Below are 19340 nucleotides of genomic sequence, written 5' to 3'. Positions count from 1 at the left end.
CTGCCCATCGGTCTATTGGCCGCGCCACAGGTCATATGCCTTGCGCATCACGGTTGGCAGCTCCGAGGGACGAAACGCGTGCTTGCCCACCACATGCAGGCCTTCGGGGGGCGGTCCATCGGGCAATTCAGCGGTGTGAATGCGCAGGATCAGGTGGAAATGGGTAAAGGTATGCCGCACCTCACCCGCCAGTTCGCGCCATTGCGCCGCGAAGGGTGGCGCAGGGTCGGGAGCCTCGGACCAGTCCGACCCGGGCCAGCCGAGCATTCCGCCCAAGAGGCCGCGATCGGGCCGCCGCTGCATCAGCCAGCCGCCATCGGCATGCCGCGCTAGGTAGACATGGCCCAGGCGTACTGGCTTGTCCTTCTTCGGGGCCTTGCGGGGCAGGTCGGGGGCGGTGCCGCGTGCACGCCCAAGGCAGGGGTCACGTAGCGGGCAGATGCCGCAGGCGGGCGATTTCGGGGTGCAGATCGTGGCGCCCAGGTCCATCACCGCCTGCGCATGGTCGCCGGGCCGGTCCAGGGGCGTCAGCGCGGCGGCATGATCCTTCAACACCGGCTTGGACCCCGGCAGCGCATCGTGAATGTCGTAAAGCCGCGCCATGACCCGTTCGACATTGCCGTCGAGCACTGTTTCCGCCCTGTCAAAGGCAATGGCGGCGATCGCGGCGGCGGTATAGGGGCCGATGCCGGGCAGGGCGATCAGCCCCGCGTAAGTGTCGGGGAACTGGCCGCCATGGTCACGCGCCACCACCCGGGCGCATTTCAGCAGGTTGCGGGCGCGGGCGTAATATCCAAGGCCGGCCCATTCGCCCATCACCGCTTCGTCCGGGGCGGCGGCAAGCGCCTCGACCGTGGGCCAGCGGGCAGTGAACCGCCGGAAATAGTCGCGCACCGCCGCCACGGTCGTCTGTTGCAGCATGACCTCGGACAGCCACACGCGATAGGGGGCGGGGCGCACCCCGGCGGCGCGCGCCGCCGGGCCAACCCGCCATGGCATTTCCCGGGCATGCAGGTCGTACCAGGCCAGCAATTGCGCACTCACGCCAATGTGTTGTTCATCGCGCACGGAAATTTCCCCCTGACCGTCCGGTTTCGCTGGCGCCGCCGCGCCCGGGACTTAGAATAGCGCCATCAGAGTCGGATACCAGATGACAGACAGACGTTCCTCGACCCGCGGTTTCAAGCGCACGGCAATCCTGCTGGGCGACCAGATCCGCCGTGCCGGCGAAAGCCGGGGGTTTGCGGTGAGCCGGGTGCTGACCCACTGGCCCGAGATCGTCGGGCAGGATCTGGCCGCCATCGCGCGCCCGGTCAGCATCGGCTATGGCAAGAACGGGTTCGGCGCGACACTCACGGTGCTGACGACAGGCGCGCAGGCTCCTATGCTGGAAATGCAGAAGGAACAATTGCGTGAACGGGTCAACGCCGCCTACGGCTACAATGCCATCAGCCGCGTGCGCATCACCCAGACCGCGCCGACGGGTTTTGCCGAAGGGCAGGCCACATTCGAGCACCGGCCCAAAGCCGCCGCCGCCGGACCTGCGCCGGAAATCGCGACCGAAGCGGCCCGCGTGGCGCAGGGCGCGAAAGATGAAGAATTGCGTGCTGCCCTTGAAAGACTGGCGCAGAGCGTTTTATCGAAGCAGAAATCATAAGAAAGGGGCTGAAATGAGCCGTATGGGAACCGTGATCTGCGCCGCCGTGGCAATTGCCGCCGGCGCCTATTGGCTGAGCCTGCCGTCATCGTCCGGCAACCTGCCGGCCTCGCCGCTGATCGGCAGCGCCGACGCGCAGCAGGCCGAGGTCGATACCTCGAGTATCGCCGACATGGTGCAGGGCGCCGAGGACGCGCCGGTCGAGATCATCGAATACGCCTCCTACACCTGCCCGCATTGCGCCCGCTTTCACGAGGATGGCTACAAGCAGCTCAAGGCCGATTTCATCGACACCGGCAAGGTGCGCTTCATCTATCGCGAGGTGTATTTCGACCGCTACGGCCTGTGGGCCTCGATGGTCGCGCGCTGCGGCGGGCCCGAGAAGTTCTTTGGCATCACCGACCTGATCTTCAAAGGGCAATCCGAGTGGTCGCGTGCGGGCGGCCCGGCCGAGATCGCCGACGAGTTGCGCAAGATCGGGCGTCTGGCGGGGATAGACAACGACAAGCTCGACGCCTGCCTGGGCGATGCGACGATGGCGCAGACCCTTGTCGCCTGGTACCAGGAACACGCCACTCGCGACGAGATCAACTCGACCCCCAGTTTCATCGTCAACGGCAAGAAGGTGGAAAACCAGCCCTATGCTGATTTCAAGGCCCTGATCGAGGCAGAACTGGCGAACTGATGACCAGGGCAGCGCCGCTTGCGGGTCTGAAGGTCGTCGAACTGGCGCGCGTACTGGCCGGCCCTTGGGCCGGCCAGACCCTGTCGGACCTCGGCGCCGAGGTGATCAAGGTCGAAAGCCCCGCAGGCGACGATACCCGCGCCTGGGGGCCGCCCTTTGTCACCCGGGACGACGATGTGTCTGCCGCCTATTTCCATTCCACCAATCGCGGCAAGGCGTCGGTGGTTGCCGATTTCGCGACTGCCGAAGGCCAGGAGAAAGTGCGCACATTGGTGCGCGACGCCGATATCCTGATCGAGAATTTCAAGGTTGGCGGGCTGGCCAAGTACGGGCTGGATTACGCATCCCTGTCGGCGATCAACCCCCGGCTCATCTATTGCTCGATCACCGGGTTCGGGCAGGACGGCCCCTATGCGCATCGTGCCGGATACGATTTCATCATCCAGGGCATGTCCGGGCTGATGTCGATCACGGGCGAGCCCGAAGGCCAGCCGCAGAAATCGGGCGTGGCGATCACCGACATCTTTACCGGCATCTACGCGGTGGCCGGCATTCTTGCCGCCCTGCACCAGCGGGACCGTACCGGTCGCGGGCAGCACGTGGACATGGCGCTGCTGGACGTGGCCGTGGCGGTCACCGCCAATCAGGCGCTGAACTTTCTCACCACCGGCGCGGTGCCGCCGCGCATGGGGAACGCTCATGTCAACCTTGCGCCCTACCAGGTGTTCGACTGCGCCGACGGCCATATCATCATCGCCACCGGAAACGACCGGCAATACCAGCGGCTGTGCCGGGTGCTGGGTCTCGACGACATGGCCGAGGCGCCCGAGTTCCTGAAGAACCGCGACCGACTGGCCAACCGCCGGGTCATGATCGCGCGCCTGAACGGCGCCACCGCCACCCGTGCCAAGGCCGAGTTGCTCGCCGCCTGCGAGGCGCAGGGCATTCCCGCCGGGCCGATCAACGACATGGCCGAGGTGATGGCAGACCCACAGGTGATCGCGCGCGGCATGCAGATCGCGCTTCGGGGCGTGCCGGGTATCCGCGCACCGTTCCGGTTCTCGGATGCCGACCTGGCCCTGCACCGGCCTGCTCCGAAACTGGGCGAGGACGGCTGAGCCTCAGGGCGCGGGCGCAATCGCCAACAGCATCTCGCGCACCCGGTCCGAATCCGCCATTTCCAGCCGAACCGGCAGGGTGATCACCTTGGACCGGAATGCAGGTGGCAATCGCACGGCGTCCTTTTCCGTGGTCACCATCTGCGCGCCGAGTTGCCGCGCCTCGGATTCGAGCCGGGACATCAGCGCCGGGGTCAGCGGCTGATGATCGTCAAGCGCCTCGGCCCGCAGCACTTCGGCCCCTTCCTGCCGGAGTGTGCGAAAGAACTTGGCCGGGTTGCCGATACCGGCAAAGGCCAGCACAGGGGTTGCCGCCCAATCCATGCCTGTTTTCAGCGGCTTCAGTTCCGCCGTGGCATGCGGCAGGTCCACGCGCGCGCCCCATCGGGCAAGGAACGCGGCCTGGGCCGTGGCATCCCCCAGCGACAGCACCAGATCGGCGCGCTTCAACCCGACATCCACCGGTTCGCGCAGCGGCCCGGCCGGAATGCACAACCCGTTGCCGAACCCCTGCGCCGCATCGACCACGATGACCGAGAAATCCTTTACAACGGCCGGGTTCTGAAACCCGTCGTCCAGCACGATGACGGTTGCGCCGGCAGCTTCCGCCGCCCGCACACCGGCGGCACGGTCCTTGGCCACCCAGACTTCGGAAAATGCGGCGAGCAGCAGCGGCTCATCGCCCACCTGTTCGGCCCGGTGGCGTCCCGGATCCACCTGCACCGGTCCCTGTAACGCGCCCCCATAGCCGCGCGTGACGACATGCGGCTCGTGGCCCGCATCGCGCAGCCGCTCGACCACCCAGATGGCGGTCGGCGTCTTGCCGGTGCCGCCCGCGTTCAGGTTTCCGATGCAGATCACCGGCACTCCGGCGCGGATCGGTCGACCGGTTCGCAAGCGGCGGGCCGTCGCCCCTGCGTAAAGCGCTCCCAGCGGCCGCAGCGCGGTGGCGCGCCAACCCGGCTTTGCCGGGTCGTCTTGCCAGAAATCAGGTATGCGCATGTTCGGCTCTCTCTCGGTCGAGCAGGTCCTGGACAAGTTCGATCAGTTGATCGGTCAGATGTGCAGTTTCGGTCACCGCCTGCCACCCGGCAAGCGCCATTGCGGCCGCCGCGTCCGGCGCCAGCAGATGCACGACCTCCGATCCCAGCGCTTCGGCATCGCGGACCGAACGTGCCGCTCCGGCCGAGGCCAGCCGGACATAGGTGTCGATGTGATTGCGCACATTCGGACCGTATAGCAGCGCCGAGCCCAATGCGACGGCAGTCAGCGGATCACGGCCACCGGCGCCCGGTTCCAGGGAACTGCCCATGAAGGTCAAGGGCGATACCCGGTACCACAGACCCAGATCCTCGGGGTCCGCGCTGATCACCACCTGTGCATGGTCGTCGATCGTGGTCCCGTTGTCCCAATCGGTGCACCGCAGGTCCATGCGCTCCAGGCGTTCGCGCAGCGGCGCGGCTTCGTCGCGATCGGCCACATGCACGATCAGCAGTGCCCGGTGCAGCAGCCGAAGGGCGAAGCGGTGGGCCGTCAGAACGGAAATGAATTCCTTGGCCTGGGTCCAGGCCGACAGCCAGACGGGTCTTCCTCCGAGCGCGGCGTTGACGGTGGCCAGTTCGTCCTCGGGCCAGGGTGCAGGATTGGCACTGACCTGCAATGGTTGCGCAACCCGAACCTTGGTTGCGGCGATGCCGGAACGGCGCAGATGCCGGGCGGTCGCTTCGTCGCTGGCGAGAATGACCTCGAAACAGTCCAGCACCGTTCGGGTCAGGTCCGGCAACCAACGGTGCCTCCGCGTGGTCAGGTCGCGCTCGGTCACGTCGATCAGGAGCATGGGCAAACCTGTCTGTTCCGCTTCGTCGATCAGGTTCGGTTGCAATCCCCCCCCCGACCACAGACACATGTCGGGGGTCCAGTGGTTCAGGAAACGTCTTGCCGCTACCGGGTGATCCTCGGGCAGAACCGAAACCAGCCCACTGGGTATCTGCCAGTCATCCGTCCGGGTATCCGCCGGGATGGTGAAAAGCAGGGAAAGTCCGGGTCGAACGGTCGTCAGCCGCTGCGCAAGGTCGCAAAGCGCCGGAAACCGGTTGCGGTTGTTGACATGGATCCAGAGCAACTCGCCTTCGGGTCGCGTCGGCATGTCCTTGCCTGGAGGGTGTGCGCCCCTCCAACTGAGCACGCGATAGGCGGCAAGGCTGAGAGACCGCGCCACGACCTATCTGCCCGCTGCTTCAGCAGGCCCGGTGAACCGATGATGGTCAGGAAAGGCGCGGGACATTGGGTGGTTCCGGTAGTTGGGCATGGAAATTCGCGGCAACCTACGTCTTTCACCGTTCAGGTCAAGGATGGGTTGACCACGCGCCATGCCGTCAAAGGGCCGGAAAGCCCGTGCTTTCCGGGTCGAGCGCCGCGCTCAGGCTTTCGTGCACCATAGTTCCGCCCGCGATGACACCGGCAAGACGTGGCAAGTTGTTGTTGAACCGCAAGGCGGTTCCGAACCGGTCGGTGCACAAGCCGCCCGCTTCGCGCAGGAGCAGGTCGCCAGCAGCGATATCCCATTCCCAGCTGGGCCGCAGCGTCAGCATCCCGTCGAAACGTCCCTGCGCCACCAGCGCCATCCGGTAGGCGAGCGATGGCCTGTATTCGCGCTGAAACACAGGCGCGGCGCGCCCGATCCAGTGATCGGGCAGCAGGTTCGGGCGCGCCGCGAGGATATGTGCGTCAGCCAGCGTTTGCGGTTCCGAAACCCGGATCGGCGTGTCGTTCAGGAAGGCGCCTGTACCGGTGGCGGCCGAGAACAGAAAATCGCGCATGGGAAGGTAGATCACCGCCGCCGTCACCACGCCCCGCTCGGCCACCGCCAGCGAATGGGCCCAGGTAAGTGAACCCTCGGCAAAGCTGCGGGTACCGTCGATCGGGTCGACGATGAACACCCGGTCACGGTCCAGACGGTCCGGGTTGTCCTCGGTCTCCTCGCTCAGCCAGCCGTATCCGGGTCGGGCTGCGGGCAGCATTTGCTCCAGCAGCGCGTTCACTGCCAGATCCGCCTCGGTCACCGGCCCCGCTCCGTCAGGCTTGTCCCAGCGCTGCGCCTCGCGACCCGAATAGCGGGTGGCGATAGCTCCGGCCGCCCTTGCGGCGCGGATCAGCAGTTCCAGGTCAGTTTCCGGCAAGCGTCATCCCCTCGATCAGGATCGATGGAACCACCCGCGACAACCAGGTCCGGGCATCGTTCGCGGGCACCATCCGCAGCAGCATGTCGCGCAGGTTGCCCGCGATGGTGCATTCGTTGACCGGATAGGCGATCTCGCCGTTCTCCACCCAGAACCCCGAGGCCCCGCGTGAATAGTCGCCGGTATTGGGGTTGATGGTCGAGCCGATCATGGATGTCACCAGCAGACCGGTCCCCATGTCGCGCATCAACTCGGCGCGGCTGGCCGTGCCTTGCGTCATGGCGATGTTCCAGTTGCTGGGCGAGGGCGGGCCGGAAATGCCCCGCGCCGCGTTCGCGGTCGAACGCATCCCCAGCTTGCGCGCGCTGGCCAGGTCCAGCGTCCAGCCGGTGAGCACGCCATTTTCCACGATGGCACGGCGGCGGGTCGGCAGCCCTTCGGCGTCGAAAGGGCGCGAGCCCGAGACGCGTGGGCGATGCGGGTCCTCGATCACCGACAGACCGGCGGGCAACACCTGTTCGCCCAGCGCGTCCTTGAGCCAGGATGACCCGCGCGCGATTGCCGCGCCATTGGCCGCACCCAGCAGATGCCCGATCAGCGAGGAAGAGATGCGTTCGTCGAACAGAACCGGAAAACTGCCGGTCGCGGGCTTGCGTGCGCCCTGCGCCGCAACGGCGCGTTCGCCGGCGATGCGCCCGATTTCGGCAGGGTCGCGCAGGTCCGCCTGCCAGGTGCGGCTGTCGCCGTCATATTCACGCTCCATGCCCGTTCCGATTCCCGAAATCGCGACGCAGGAGATCGAGCGCGATGTGCGACGGTAGCCGCCGGAAAACCCGTTTGTGGCGGCGATATGGATGGAATTGGCCCCGTATCCGCCGCCTGCGGCCGAAACCTGGGTGACGCCGGCGACGGCCAGCGCCGCGGCCTCGGCGGCCAGCGCGTCCTGCATCAATGCCTCGGCGGAGGGTTCGGGGGTCGGATCACAAAGCTCCAGCGCGCCCGCATCAAGGCTCTGGCAGATCTCCGACGGGTCAGCCAGCCCGGCATAGGGGTCTTCGGGCGCCTCACGCGCCATGGCCACCGCCCGTTCCGCCATCGCGGCCAGTGTCTCTGGCCGACTGTCGGAACTCGACACTATGGCCTGCCGCTTGCCGATGAACACCCGCAGCCCCAGGTCGGTGCCTTCGGAGCGTTCGGCATGTTCCAGCTTGCCGCTCCGCACCTCGACCGAGACCGATGTGCCTTGCGTGACCATCACGTCGGCGGCTTCGGCCCCCGCTGTGCGGGCAGCATCCAGAAGTGCGTGGCTGATTTCTTCTGCGGTGCGCGGCATGGCCCCTCCTGTCATCCTGTCACCGAGGTAGCCGCCGACCGGGCCTGCTGCAAGCCCCGCGCCGCGAAATGGCAGAACCGGGCAGGTTTCGCGCCCGGTCCCGACCTGTTCAGGTCACTTGATCCGCTGGCCGTTGGCCATGATATGGCCCTGCTCGTTGATCTCGATCGTCGAGTTCAACGTATCCGGCGCATCGCCCGGAACCGCCAGCATGCCCATCATCATCCGCGCGCCCATCGCATCGTCTTCGGATATGAAGCCCATGGCGGTCAGCTTGTCGATCAGGGCATTCGCACCGACCAGCGTCAGATTGGCGACACCCGAGGGCGCTGGCATGCCGTCAAAGCTTTCCAGATCGCCGTTGTCGAATTCGAACTCACCGGTGCCGGACAGCTTGGCGCCCACCAGGGACACCAGCAACTGGTTGATCTTCAGCGTGTTCAATTCGCCCGGCGCAGCGCCTGTCGCCTCCAGTGTCTCGGCGACGGTGGGGTCAAGGAAGTCGACAAACACCCTGGCCGTACCCGACACGTCAAGCGCGATGGTCGCCGGGTCGCGCGGCAGCCCGCCCGCAGGATCGAACATGCCCCAGATCATGTCGGACATGGTAAAATCGGTCAGGTTCATTCCGAACGCAAAAGGCTGTGGCGCATCGCCCGCCTGTACAGGGATATCCAGCTTGAAACCCGACCGCGCCATGGCCAGATCGACCGGGAACGGCAATTCCTGCGTGACCAACGAAATCTCGGCCCCTTCGCTCGACAGGTCATAGACCACGTGCGAGGCATCCATCGCGATGCGGAATTTGCCGCCCTGCGATTTCGAGCTGAAGGCAACGGTTTCACCGTCGCCGGTGCCATTGAGCGTCCCGTTGCCGGCGGTGTAGCTGAGCGTGCCGTCAAAGGCGAAGCCCGATTCCAGCATGTTCGAGAAATTGTCGGCATCGAAATCGGTCGGGATGGTGCCGCTGCCGGCATAGGAAATTCCGCTGAGACTGCCGTTGAACGTGCCGGCGTCCTCGGATTCGGGATCGTCGAAGGACAGTGCATAACTCAGCCCGTCAGCGGTAAAGCCCTGCACCATCTCGCGCATCGCGCTGATCTTCATCTGCGAGGTTCCCGCCACGCCGGTCATGTCCAACACTGCGGCCAGCGCGCCTTCGGGCATCGGCTCGCCATCGGCTTCCAGCGCGGCAAGGCTCACCGTCACCTGATCGGCCGAATAGGTATAGGTCATGTCCTCGGGCGCGCCGGAAACCACCATCGACATGTTGCGGTTGAGGTAGTTCACCGTGCCCTTGACCGTGCCTTCGCCTTCGGGCGTTACCATGAAGCCGATCGGAAATTCTTCGGGCAGGCCAATGCGCACAGTGCCGTCACCCTGATCCGTCAGGCTCATTTCCGGCAGTGTCACGGACAACGCGCCCTCCGCTTCGGGGATCTGCATGGCCATCGACATGCCGGAGATCGTGAGCGTGTCGCCCGACCGGCTTTCGTTGCCCGTGATTTCGTACCCCATTCCGCCAAGATAGGCTTTCCAGTCGGCCCAGACCTGATCGGCGGTCAGATCGGCCCAGGCGCACTGGCTTGCGATGGCATAGGCAATGATGGCGCCTGACGTGCGGCGGAGGAAAACAGACATTCCAAGAACCTCTCTGGTCAAATTTCGCGTCCATCGTCGGTTGCGGGGCGGCAGGCGTCAAGGGGCTACTACTGGACCCTTTTCGCATACCGGAGTAGGACTTGATCGAGATTCAAGGAGATCTGAATGACCGACATGCAGGGAAAAACCGTTCTGATCACCGGCGCAAGCCGCGGGATCGGGGCCGAGGCCGGGCGAATCTTTGCCGCGGCCGGCGCCAATGTCGTGCTGCTCGCCCGAAGCAGCGATGCGGTGGCGACGCTGGCCAGCGAACTGGGCGACCGGGCCATGCCACTTGCTTGCGATGTCGCCGATGCGGGACAGATGGCCGGCGCCGTCAATGCCACAGTCGCCCGGTTCGGCGGTCTCGACGTGTTGATCAACAACGCCGGCGTGATCGAGCCGATCTCGCATCTCGCCACGTCCGACCCGGCAGGGTGGGGCCAGGCGATCGACATCAACCTCAAGGGTGTCTACCACGGCATGCGCGCGGCGCTGCCGGTCATGCGCAAGGCCGGCGGCGGCAGCATCCTGACGGTCAGCTCGGGCGCGGCGCACAACCCGGTCGAGGCCTGGAGTCATTATTGCGCCTCCAAGGCGGGCGCGGCGATGCTGACGGCCTGTCTCCATCTGGAAGAGTCGCACCATGGCATCCGCGCCATGGGCCTGTCGCCGGGCACCGTCGCCACCCAGATGCAGCGCGAGATCAAGAGTTCGGGCATCAACCCGGTCAGCCAGCTCGACTGGTCGGCGCATATCCCCGCCGACTGGCCCGCGCGTGCGCTGCTCTGGATGTGCAGCCCGGATGCGGATGAGTTTCTGGGCACCGAGATCTCCTTGCGGGACGAGATCATTCGCCGTCGGGCGGGCCTGACATGATCGAGCTGGAGCAGGACGGCGGCCTGTGGACCGTCACGTTGAACCGCCCCGACAAGGCCAATTCGCTGACCGCGGACATGCTGGAGCGGCTGGTCGAGATCGCCGAGGCCGCAGGCGAGGCGCGCGCGCTGATCCTGACCGGAAGGGGCAAGGTGTTCAGCGCGGGTGCCGATCTCGACGCCGCGCGCGCTGGCCTGGCGACTTCGGACCTGTGGGAGCGGCTCTCGGGCGCGATTGCGGCGCTGCCCTGCCTGACGGTCGCGGCGCTGAACGGCACGCTTGCGGGTGGGGCCAACGGCATGGCGTTGGCCTGCGACCTGCGGATCGCGGTGCCCGAAGCGAAATTCTTCTACCCGGTGATGAAGCTCGGGTTCCTGCCGCAACCCTCTGATCCGGCGCGCATGGCTGCCCTCATCGGCCCGGCACGGACCCGGCTGATCCTGATGGCGGGTCAGAAGATCACCGCGCAGGAGGCGTATGATTTCGGTCTGGTGGACCGGATCGTGCCTGCTGACGCGCTGATGGACACCGCCCGCGCGCTGGTGGCCGATTCGGTTGCCGCCGATCCCGTGGTCGCGGCCGGTATCGCCGGGCTCTGCCCTTGAAACCTGCCGGGGCGGCCTGATCAGCGGCCCCGCCGATTGCCCGGAACTTTTGATCGGAAACCGGGCGGGCGCTTGCGCACCCAAGCCAGGAATTTCTCCAGCCGGGGATGCGTACGCAGGGCCTCGACCGTGTGAAAGCTGCGCGCCAGTTCCGCCTCGGTCAGGGTTGCATGCACCTCCTTGTGGCAGATCTGGTGCAGCAGGACCGTCGGTCCGCCCTTGCCACCCTTGAGCCGCGGGATCAGGTGATGCAGGCTGCCGCCGCCATCCGGGATCGGACGGTCGCACAGCGGGCAGACGGGCGCGCTCTTGTCTTCGATCTCTGTCATGGGCAAGAGGATGCACCACCATTTGACCGGCGCAAGTAGGGACGGCAGGAAAGGCAACATGCGAATATCGTCACCACCCGCGAGGAGACGCGCAGGATGACACCGGCCCTGGTCATCGGGGGCGGACCCACCGGGTTGATGGCGGCGGGCGAGCTGGCCCGCGCCGGTCTGCCGGTGATCGTGGTCGAGGCGAAACCCTCGGTCGCGCGCAAGTTCCTGATGGCGGGAAAGTCCGGGCTGAACCTGACCAAGGACGAACCGTTCGAACAATTGATCACCGCTTACGGTGGCGCGGCGGACTGGTTGCGCCCGATTCTGGCCGATTTCGATGCAGGGGCGGTGCAGGACTGGGCGCGCGATCTGGGGCAGGATCTGTTCACCGGCTCGACCGGGCGGGTGTTTCCCAGGGTCATGAAAGCCTCGCCGCTCTTGCGCGCCTGGCTGGCGGAACTGGCCGGACGGGGCGTCGCGATCCGAACCCGCTGGCGCTGGACCGGCTGGGACGGGGCCGCGTTCCTGTTCGACACGCCTTCTGGCATTCAGAGAATCGAACCAGCCGTCACGGTGCTGGCACTCGGCGGGGCAAGCTGGGCGCGGCTGGGGTCTGACGGGCAATGGGCCGGTCTGCTGGCAGCGCGCGGGGTGGACCTGTCTCCGTTCGAGCCAGCCAATGCCGGGGTGCTGGTCGACTGGTCGAACCACATGACCCCGTTCATGAGCCAGCCGCTCAAGAGCGTCGCCTGGCATGCGGGCGCTCTGTCCAGCCGGGGCGAGGCGGTGATCTCCGTGCGCGGTCTCGAAGGCGGTGGCATCTATTCAGTTTCGGCCGCCCTGCGCGACGGCGTGGCGTTGACCGTTGATCTTTTCCCCGACCTTGCAGAGACCGAACTGACCCGCAGGCTGGCGAAATCGCGCGGCAAGGCCAGCCAGTCGGCCCATCTGCGCAAGTCACTGAAACTGGCGGGCGCGCGGGCGGCGCTGCTGATGGAATTCGGCCGCCCCCTGCCGCAGGATCCGGCTGCCCTGGCCGCGCTGCTCAAGGCGCTGCCGGTCCGCCATGCAGGCCCGCGTCCGATGGACGAGGCGATCTCGACCGCGGGCGGCGTGGCGCGCGGGGCGCTGGACGACACCCTCATGCTCCGCGCTCTGCCGGGCGTCTTCTGCGCCGGCGAAATGCTGGACTGGGAGGCGCCGACGGGCGGCTACCTGCTGACCGGCTGTTTCGCGACCGGCCGCTGGGCCGGTCGCGCGGCGGCAAGATGGGCTCAGGCCGGCATCAGCGCGCCCATGCGCTGAAACGCCGGACGTGCGCGCATTTCCTTGGCATAATCCTTGATCTTGCGCGATGTGACCGGAAAGCCCGCGCCATGCGCCCAGTTCAGGCAATGGGTCAGCAGGATATCGGCGATCGTCATCTTCCCGCCTTGCAGGAAGGGGCCCTCCAGCCGTTCTTCCAGCCGTGCGAGGTTACGCTCGAACTCCCATTTCGTGCTGTCCACGATGGCCGGAACCCGCTTGTCCTCGGGCAGGATGAACCCATGCCGGGCCGCGACCCACAGCACCGCGTCAATCTCGTCAAGTATGGTATGGAACAGCGCGTCCTGTTTCGCCCGTTCGACCGTGCCGGCGGCATAGGTGAAATCGCCATGCTTGTCGGCAAGATAGGTCATGATCGCCGAACTGTCGGTAATCACATGGTCGCCATCGACCAGAACCGGCACCTTGCCGCTGCCGTTCAGGGCCAGCACCTGGGGATCATGCGGGCCGACATCGACATGCTCGTAGGGCACGCCCATCTCTTCGAGCAACCACAACACCCGCGCCGCGCGGCTGCGGACCCGGCCATAGACCTTGTACATTCGGAACCTCCGTTTTCAATTGTGCTGCAGAATGGCCCGCGCGCTGTCCGCGTCAAGGGCGAGAATACAGGCGTTCACATCAGCGCGGGCGCGCCAGCATCGCCAGCCGGATCATCGCGCGTTCCACCAGCGGCATCTGCGGCGCCGATCGCCCGGCCGAACGCAGGGCAAGGTCGGTATCGGTCAGCACCGTCAGCGCGTTTTCCAGCCGCCGCGCGTCCCAGGCCTGGGCCTGCCCCAGAATGCGGTCGCGGCGCTGGCCATAGACCGGCGGGCGCAACCGGTTGATGCCCTGTCCCGGCCCGCCCGGGTCCGTGGCACAGGCATAGAGCGTGCGAAAATGCCGCGCGGCGGCGATGCACAGTCCGGTGGCGTTGGTCCCTTGCGACTGCAACCGCCTCAGCAAGGGGTCGACCGAGGCCAGTTTGCCCTCGGCCACGGCGTTCAGCAGATCGTCCAGCCCCGCCTCGGTCGAGCGAGGCGCACAGGCGGCGATATCCTCCAGCCCCAGCGGCGCGCTGTCATTCAGCTTGTAAAGCGCCAGCTTTTCCAGCAGCTGCGCAAAATCGCCCGGACCCAGATCGCGGGCCAGATCGGCAAGCAACGACATCGGCTCGGGCGACACGTCGCGGATACCCGCCTGCGCCAGCATCCGTTCGATTTCGGCCCGAGACGGCGGGTTGTCGTAGACGCCGACGGCATAGGCGTTCGGATGGGTCTCGAACGCCTTTCGCAGTTTCGACGTGGGCTTCAGCTGCCCGGCCGTCACCACGACCTGCGCATCGCCCGGCTCCCAATCTTCCAGCGCGGCCAGAACCGCAGGTGCGGAAAGCTCGGGGCAATCCTCGACAAAGGCCACGCGCGGGCCGGGAAAGAACCCCACCGCCTTTATCGCGTCCATCAGTTGCGCAGGATCCTTGCGCAGATCGCCACCCGCCATTCGGGCCAGGCGCATCTCTTCCTCGCCATTGGGGCCCAGCAACGCCGCGATCACCTGCTGGCGTTTCAGCGCGACCCGCATCGCGTCGCCGCCATAGATCAACAGCCCGGTCCGGCTCGCGTCGGGCTTCGCGAAATACCCTTCGGCCTCGCGCGAACTCAGTTTCATGCCGGCAGGTCCAGCGTGGAATAGAGCCTGGTCGTCAGCATGTCGGACAGGATCGCCATCAGGCGCCGTCGCGCATCGCGTTCCCCGGCCAGCGTATCCACCGTCGACCCGGTCGCGGAATAGCCGGTGAAACTCTCGACCTCGCCCGAGGCCAGGACAGCACCGCTTTCCTTGTCGCTCAGCTTGTAGGTCGCGGTGCCCACGATGGCATAGCGCGTGGTCTCGTTCGAGGCGGTGATCGCCTGCCCCTGCGAGACGGTGCTTACCTTGACGTCAAGCTTGTAGTCGGTTCCCGCAGCCGCGCTCCGCCCCAGTGTCTGTTCCAGATCCTGCACCAGCCAGAAGCTTTCGACATCGTCGGGGGCCGAAACCTCGACCCTGCCATAGAGCGCATTGCCAGCCCCGCCGGGGCCATAGACCGGTTGAAAGCCGCAGGCGGCCACCGCCAGCGGCAGCATCAGCAGGAATCTTCGGTTACACCACCACATTGACGATTCGGCCCGGCACGACGATCACCTTCTTCGGCGCGGCGCCGTTCAGCGCCTTTTGCACAGCATCGGTCGCCAGCGCCAGTTTTTCAACCTCGGCCTTGCCCATGTCAACCGGCACGCTGATTTCCGCGCGACGCTTGCCGTTGATCTGGATCGGCAGGATCACGGCGGCATCGACCAGCATCGCCGGGTCGGCCTTGGGCCAGGGCGCGGTTGCAACCAGACCTTCGCCGCCCTGATGCGCCCAGATATCCTCGGCCAGGTGCGGGGTCATCGGCGACATCAGTTGCGCCAGGGTCATGATCGCCTGTTTCTGCGCCGCAGCCCCGGCCGTGGATTTTGCCAGCGTGTTGGTAAAGGCGTAGAGTTTCGCGATAGCCGCGTTGAAGCCGAAGCTTTCGACGCCATTGGTCACGTCGCGGATGCACTTGTGCATCTCGCGCAGCAGGTCCTCGTCACCTTCGCCAGATGCATCCGGCTGCATCGCGCCGATCCGGTCGCTCAGGTTCCACACCCGGTTCAGGTGCTTGTGCGCAGCTTCCGCTCCGGCGGCGGTCCATTCCACGTCACGCTCGGGCGGGCTGTCGGACAGCACGAACCAGCGCGCGGTATCGGCACCGAAGGCCGAGATGATTGACACCGGGTCGACCACGTTCTTCTTCGACTTCGACATCTTGGCCGAGGGGATGATCTCGACCGGCTCGCCGGTGGCCTTGAGCTTGCCGTTCTCGACATCCTCGGGCAGGTGATACACCGGGCGACCGTTCTCGTCGCGGGTCTGGTAGATCTCGTGCGTCACCATGCCTTGCGTAAAGAGCGCGTCGAAAGGCTCCTTGCTCTTGGCGGGCAGGTGCCCGGTGATATGCATCGCGCGCGCGAAAAAGCGCGAATACAACAGGTGCAGGATCGCGTGTTCGATGCCGCCGATATACTGGTCGACATTCATCCAGTACTCGGCATCCTCCATCACCGTGGGCGTTTCGGCGCGCGGCGCGGTGAAGCGCGCGAAATACCACGACGAATCGACGAATGTGTCCATCGTGTCGGTTTCGCGCTTTGCGGGTTTGCCACAGGACGGGCAGGCGCAGTCGCGCCAGGTCGGGTGCCGGTCCAGCGGGTTGCCCGGCCGGTCAAAGCTGACATCGTCGGGCAGGCGGACGGGCAGGTTCTCTTTCTTCTCGGGCACCACGCCGCAGCTGTCGCAATGGACCACGGGAATCGGGCAGCCCCAGTAACGCTGGCGGCTCAGGCCCCAGTCGCGCAGGCGGTACTTGGTCACGCCCTCGCCCCAGCCTGCCGTTTCGGCAAAGCGAATCGTGGCGTCGACCGCCTCTTGCCCGGTGGCCACGTCCAGCCCGGCGAAATGGTTCACCCAGCGCACCTTCTGTTCCTTCGGCGGAACGAAGGCCGTGTTCGCGACCGGTTTCGGATCGTCGAGATCAAGGAAGGTGTCGATCACCGGCAGGTCGTACTTGCGGCAGAAATCCAGATCGCGCTGGTCATGCGCCGGGCAGGCAAAGATTGCGCCGGTGCCGTAGTCCATCAGGATGAAGTTGGCGATCCAGACCGGCAATTCCCAATTGGGATCAAGCGGATGCCTGACGCGGATCCCGGTGTCATAGCCGCGTTTCTCGGCGGTCTCGATGGCTTCCTCGGTGGTGCCGCCCTCGCGCATCCTTGCAACCTCGGCCGCCACTTCGGGGTTCTCGGCCTCCAGCTGCTTGGCGATCGGATGGTCCGGCGAGATGCCGACAAAGGACGCGCCCATCAGCGTGTCGGGCCGGGTGGTGTAGACGGTGATCGGTGCGCCGCCGTCGGTGCGCTCGAAGGAGAATTGCAGGCCCCGGCTCTTGCCGATCCAGTTCTCCTGCATCAACCGCACCTTGGCGGGCCAGTTCTCCAGCGTGTCGAGCGCCGACAGCAGTTCCTCGGACATCGACGAGATCTTGAAGAACCACTGGGTCAGCTCGCGCCGTTCCACCAGCGCGCCCGAGCGCCAGCCGCGGCCGTTCTCGACCTGCTCATTGGCCAGAACGGTCATGTCGACCGGATCCCAGTTCACCACCGCGTTCTTGCGATAGACCAGCCCCGCGTCCAGCATGTCGAGGAACAGCGCCTGCTGCTGGCCATAGTATTCCGGGTCGCAGGTGGCGAATTCGCGGCTCCAGTCGATGCTGAGGCCCAGCGGCTTCATCTGCGCGCGCATGTCGGCGATGTTCTGATAGGTCCAGTCCTTGGGGTGGCCGCCGCTCGCCATTGCGGCGTTCTCGGCGGGCATCCCGAAAGCGTCCCAGCCCATCGGGTGCAGCACGTTATGGCCGGTGGCGATCTTGTAGCGCGCGATCACGTCGCCCATCGTGTAGTTGCGCACATGGCCCATGTGGATGCGCCCCGAGGGGTAGGGGAACATCTCGAGCACGTAATACTTGGGCCGGTCTGCCTGCCGGCTGGCACGGAAGATACCGGCCTTGTCCCAGGCCTCTTGCCATCTGGCTTCGATTTCGGTGGCGGAATAGCGCGACATGGCAGGTCTGGTCCTTGATGAATGCAAACGCCGGGCGTGAACCCGGCGTGGTGATAGATCGAATTGCGGCTGGGTTCTAGAGTTTGTTGTCAGCGATCCGCAGTTGCCGCGCCCGCGACAGAATCGCGTCTTCCACCGCACGCGCGGTCGAAGCGCTGACAGCCGCGCCGCCGCTGCTCTGAAGCGATACCTTCAGCGACCGCGCTTCCAGCGCCGGATCCTTGATATGGACGGTTGCACGGTAAGAGCGGCCGCCGCCCGGCGGTGTACCGTAGCCGGTCACGATCACGCCGGTGAACGGGTCGACCGACTGCACCGGCAGAAAGCTCAAAACATCCAGCGAGGCGGCCCAGAGATACCGGTTCACCTGTACGGTCTGCTCAGCCTTCGAGGGGCCGAACACATCCCAAATCGAGGATTTTTCGTAATTCGTAGGCGCGCTTTCGCGGTTGTTGGCGATATAGGAATCATCCGCTGGCGGGGCATCGGCGACACGGACACCGCCCCGCTGGCTGCCGCAGGCGGCCACACCCAGGCACAAGGCTAGTACAAGGGTGGCTTTGAGCGTATTTTGCAACGTCATCGGACAATCCCGCAGCTTTCTCGTGCTGAATGTCCTACCCAAGCCGCCCCCTAGGGGCAAGCCTCTATAAACGTGAACGCATGTGCGCGTGCGGGAAACCTGCATAATCCCCCGAAGCAGGGAGGGATTTGGCGGCTCGGAGAGCGGGACTGTGGCAAAGCTGCACCATCCGTGACGACTTTGTCGCCCGTTGCCCGGCAAGGCTTGCCAAAAAGGGGGTGAAAGAGCGAAACCCCTGTCCATACCCACGCCGGATTCACTGGTTTGGGCGTATGAATGAAAACCGAGGGAAACACGATGAAAAAAGTTCTCTTCGCAACGACTGCGCTGATCGCTACCGCAAGCGTCGCAGCCGCAGACGTTCGTATCAGCGGCTACGGCCGTTTCGGTCTGGACTACAACGACGCCAACGACCGCGCAGTGAACGGTGTGTCCAAGACCACCATCACCAGCCGTCTGCGTCTGCAGTTCGACATGTCGGCAGAAACCGACTCGGGTGTTGCGTTCGACGCTCGCTTCCGTGCTCAGTCCGAAAGCCGTGACAACGTCAACCAAGGCTCGAACCCGTCGGGCGCAGCCTTCAACGGCGCGCGCTTCGGTGTGTCGTACCAGGGCTTCCGCGTGAACGTCGGCAACATCATCGGCGCAGTTGAAAACATGCCCGGCCTGTACCTCGAAACCCGTACCGCAGGTATCGGCATCGACGGCGCTGGCTTTGTCTCGAACGTCGGCAACGTGAACGGCGAATACTTCAACTGGGATGCATACTCGTCGGCTGGCTTTGGCGTGAACGGCATCGAAGCGCTGTACTCGACCGGCGGCTTCACCGGCCACATCTCGTACTCGACCCGTAACGGCGCTGTTGCTGTTGACCGCTTTGGCGTGATGCTGGCCTACACCTTCGGTGACTGGACCATCGCAGCTGCCAACCAGTCGTCCGACATCATGTGGGAAGACAAGACCCTGGTTTCGGTCGCATGGGACGGCGGTCAGTTCGGCGCACGCGTCGCATATGCTGACAACGACGGCATCTCGAAGTTCGGCATCTATGGCAACATGGACATCGGTTCGGCTTCGAACCTGCTGGTCTTCTACACCGACGAAGACGCAGTTGACGCAGGCGACGTTCTCGCCGGCCGTAACGACAACCGCGACGCAGTCGCCGGTTCGAACCAGCAAGAAGGTGGTTCCTACGGTATCCACTACTCGTACGACCTGGGCGGCGGCGCTTCCTTCGAAGCAGGCTACCGTCGTGCGTCGAACGACAACGACACCTTCCAGGCCGGTGTGTACTTCAGCTTCTAAGCTGTACACCGCTTGACGGTATCGAATGGGGGCAGGTCTTCGGA

19 protein-coding genes are annotated in these 19340 nt (G+C 65.5%); 7 read left to right on the top strand and 12 right to left on the bottom strand.

Annotated features, from left to right (window positions below; all coding sequences use genetic code 11):
• Nucleotides 1-12: 12 nt before the first annotated feature.
• Nucleotides 13-1068 (bottom strand): A/G-specific adenine glycosylase, encoded by a 1056-nt coding sequence (gene mutY, locus BLT75_RS05895; protein WP_093028676.1) that lies wholly within the window; start codon nt 1066-1068, stop codon nt 13-15.
• A gap of 82 nt (nt 1069-1150) precedes the next feature.
• Here mutY and BLT75_RS05890 point away from each other — a divergent pair, with 82 nt between their 5' ends.
• Genes BLT75_RS05890 through BLT75_RS05880 form a run of 3 tightly spaced genes read left to right on the top strand, consistent with a single transcriptional unit; the run spans nt 1151 to nt 3460 of the window.
• Nucleotides 1151-1657 carry a DUF721 domain-containing protein gene (locus BLT75_RS05890; RefSeq protein WP_093028674.1) on the top strand — a complete coding sequence of 169 codons (507 nt, stop codon included), beginning with the start codon at nt 1151-1153 and terminating at the stop codon, nt 1655-1657.
• A 13-nt stretch (nt 1658-1670) separates the two neighbouring features.
• Nucleotides 1671-2342 (top strand): DsbA family protein, encoded by a 672-nt coding sequence (locus BLT75_RS05885; protein ID WP_093028672.1) that lies wholly within the window; start codon nt 1671-1673, stop codon nt 2340-2342.
• On the top strand, nt 2342-3460 hold the full coding sequence (locus tag BLT75_RS05880; protein ID WP_093028670.1) for a CaiB/BaiF CoA transferase family protein: 1119 nt from the start codon (nt 2342-2344) through the stop codon (nt 3458-3460). The genes BLT75_RS05885 and BLT75_RS05880 overlap by 1 nt, the downstream gene beginning before the upstream one ends.
• Nucleotides 3461-3463: 3 nt before the next feature.
• Here the strand turns inward: BLT75_RS05880 and lpxK are convergent, their stop codons facing one another.
• From lpxK to BLT75_RS05855, 5 genes are all read right to left on the bottom strand, one after another.
• A complete protein-coding gene (gene lpxK / locus BLT75_RS05875) occupies nt 3464-4462 on the bottom strand; it encodes a tetraacyldisaccharide 4'-kinase (RefSeq protein ID WP_093028668.1) in 999 nt (332 codons plus the stop codon).
• Nucleotides 4449-5678, bottom strand: coding sequence for a 3-deoxy-D-manno-octulosonic acid transferase (locus BLT75_RS05870; protein ID WP_093028666.1), 1230 nt, complete (start codon nt 5676-5678; stop codon nt 4449-4451). Before BLT75_RS05870 ends, lpxK begins: the two co-directional genes overlap by 14 nt.
• 157 nt (nt 5679-5835) lie before the next feature.
• Nucleotides 5836-6639, bottom strand: coding sequence for an inositol monophosphatase family protein (locus tag BLT75_RS05865; RefSeq protein WP_093028664.1), 804 nt, complete (start codon nt 6637-6639; stop codon nt 5836-5838).
• Nucleotides 6626-7972 carry a TldD/PmbA family protein gene (locus BLT75_RS05860; protein ID WP_093029073.1) on the bottom strand — a complete coding sequence of 449 codons (1347 nt, stop codon included), beginning with the start codon at nt 7970-7972 and terminating at the stop codon, nt 6626-6628. The genes BLT75_RS05865 and BLT75_RS05860 overlap by 14 nt, the downstream gene beginning before the upstream one ends.
• A 114-nt stretch (nt 7973-8086) precedes the next feature.
• A complete protein-coding gene (locus tag BLT75_RS05855) occupies nt 8087-9613 on the bottom strand; it encodes a DUF2125 domain-containing protein (protein WP_093028662.1) in 1527 nt (508 codons plus the stop codon).
• 126 nt (nt 9614-9739) lie between these two features.
• On the opposite strand from BLT75_RS05855, the gene BLT75_RS05850 reads away from it, so the two are divergent.
• Together BLT75_RS05850 and BLT75_RS05845 are read left to right on the top strand one after the other, a co-directional pair.
• Nucleotides 9740-10492, top strand: coding sequence for an SDR family oxidoreductase (locus tag BLT75_RS05850; RefSeq protein WP_093028660.1), 753 nt, complete (start codon nt 9740-9742; stop codon nt 10490-10492).
• Entirely contained in the window at nt 10489-11097 is a 609-nt protein-coding gene (locus BLT75_RS05845) for an enoyl-CoA hydratase/isomerase family protein (RefSeq protein ID WP_093028658.1), read from the top strand. The genes BLT75_RS05850 and BLT75_RS05845 overlap by 4 nt, the downstream gene beginning before the upstream one ends.
• A gap of 20 nt (nt 11098-11117) precedes the next feature.
• On the opposite strand, the gene BLT75_RS05840 is transcribed toward BLT75_RS05845, so the two are convergent.
• On the bottom strand, nt 11118-11426 hold the full coding sequence (locus tag BLT75_RS05840; RefSeq protein ID WP_093028656.1) for an HNH endonuclease: 309 nt from the start codon (nt 11424-11426) through the stop codon (nt 11118-11120).
• 96 nt (nt 11427-11522) lie between these two features.
• Here BLT75_RS05840 and BLT75_RS05835 point away from each other — a divergent pair, with 96 nt between their 5' ends.
• Nucleotides 11523-12722 (top strand): TIGR03862 family flavoprotein, encoded by a 1200-nt coding sequence (locus BLT75_RS05835; RefSeq protein ID WP_093028654.1) that lies wholly within the window; start codon nt 11523-11525, stop codon nt 12720-12722.
• Here the strand turns inward: BLT75_RS05835 and BLT75_RS05830 are convergent.
• The 5 genes from BLT75_RS05830 to BLT75_RS05810 form a co-directional block, all read right to left on the bottom strand.
• Nucleotides 12692-13285, bottom strand: a complete 594-nt coding sequence (locus tag BLT75_RS05830; protein WP_093028652.1) for a glutathione S-transferase family protein — start codon at nt 13283-13285, stop codon at nt 12692-12694. The genes BLT75_RS05835 and BLT75_RS05830 overlap by 31 nt on opposite strands.
• Before the next feature lie 79 nt (nt 13286-13364).
• Nucleotides 13365-14393, bottom strand: coding sequence for a DNA polymerase III subunit delta (holA, locus tag BLT75_RS05825; RefSeq protein ID WP_093028650.1), 1029 nt, complete (start codon nt 14391-14393; stop codon nt 13365-13367).
• A complete protein-coding gene (gene lptE, locus BLT75_RS05820; protein WP_093028648.1) occupies nt 14390-14881 on the bottom strand; it encodes an LPS assembly lipoprotein LptE in 492 nt (163 codons plus the stop codon). The genes holA and lptE overlap by 4 nt, the downstream gene beginning before the upstream one ends.
• The gene (gene leuS / locus BLT75_RS05815; protein WP_093028646.1) at nt 14868-17408 is read right to left on the bottom strand and encodes a leucine--tRNA ligase; all 2541 of its coding nucleotides are present in this window, start codon (nt 17406-17408) and stop codon (nt 14868-14870) included. The genes lptE and leuS overlap by 14 nt, the downstream gene beginning before the upstream one ends.
• Before the next feature lie 76 nt (nt 17409-17484).
• Nucleotides 17485-17991: a DUF3576 domain-containing protein gene (locus tag BLT75_RS05810; RefSeq protein ID WP_093028644.1), complete on the bottom strand. Its 507-nt coding sequence runs from the start codon at nt 17989-17991 to the stop codon at nt 17485-17487.
• 297 nt (nt 17992-18288) lie between these two features.
• Between BLT75_RS05810 and BLT75_RS05805 the strand changes: the two genes are divergently transcribed.
• A complete protein-coding gene (locus BLT75_RS05805) occupies nt 18289-19296 on the top strand; it encodes a porin (protein WP_245706379.1) in 1008 nt (335 codons plus the stop codon).
• Nucleotides 19297-19340 lie beyond the last annotated feature (44 nt).

It is taken from the genome of Ruegeria marina (assembly GCF_900101475.1).
In the GTDB taxonomy this organism is placed as follows: Bacteria; Pseudomonadota; Alphaproteobacteria; order Rhodobacterales; family Rhodobacteraceae; genus Ruegeria_B; species Ruegeria_B marina.
This window is presented reverse-complemented; position numbering and strand designations above follow the sequence as displayed.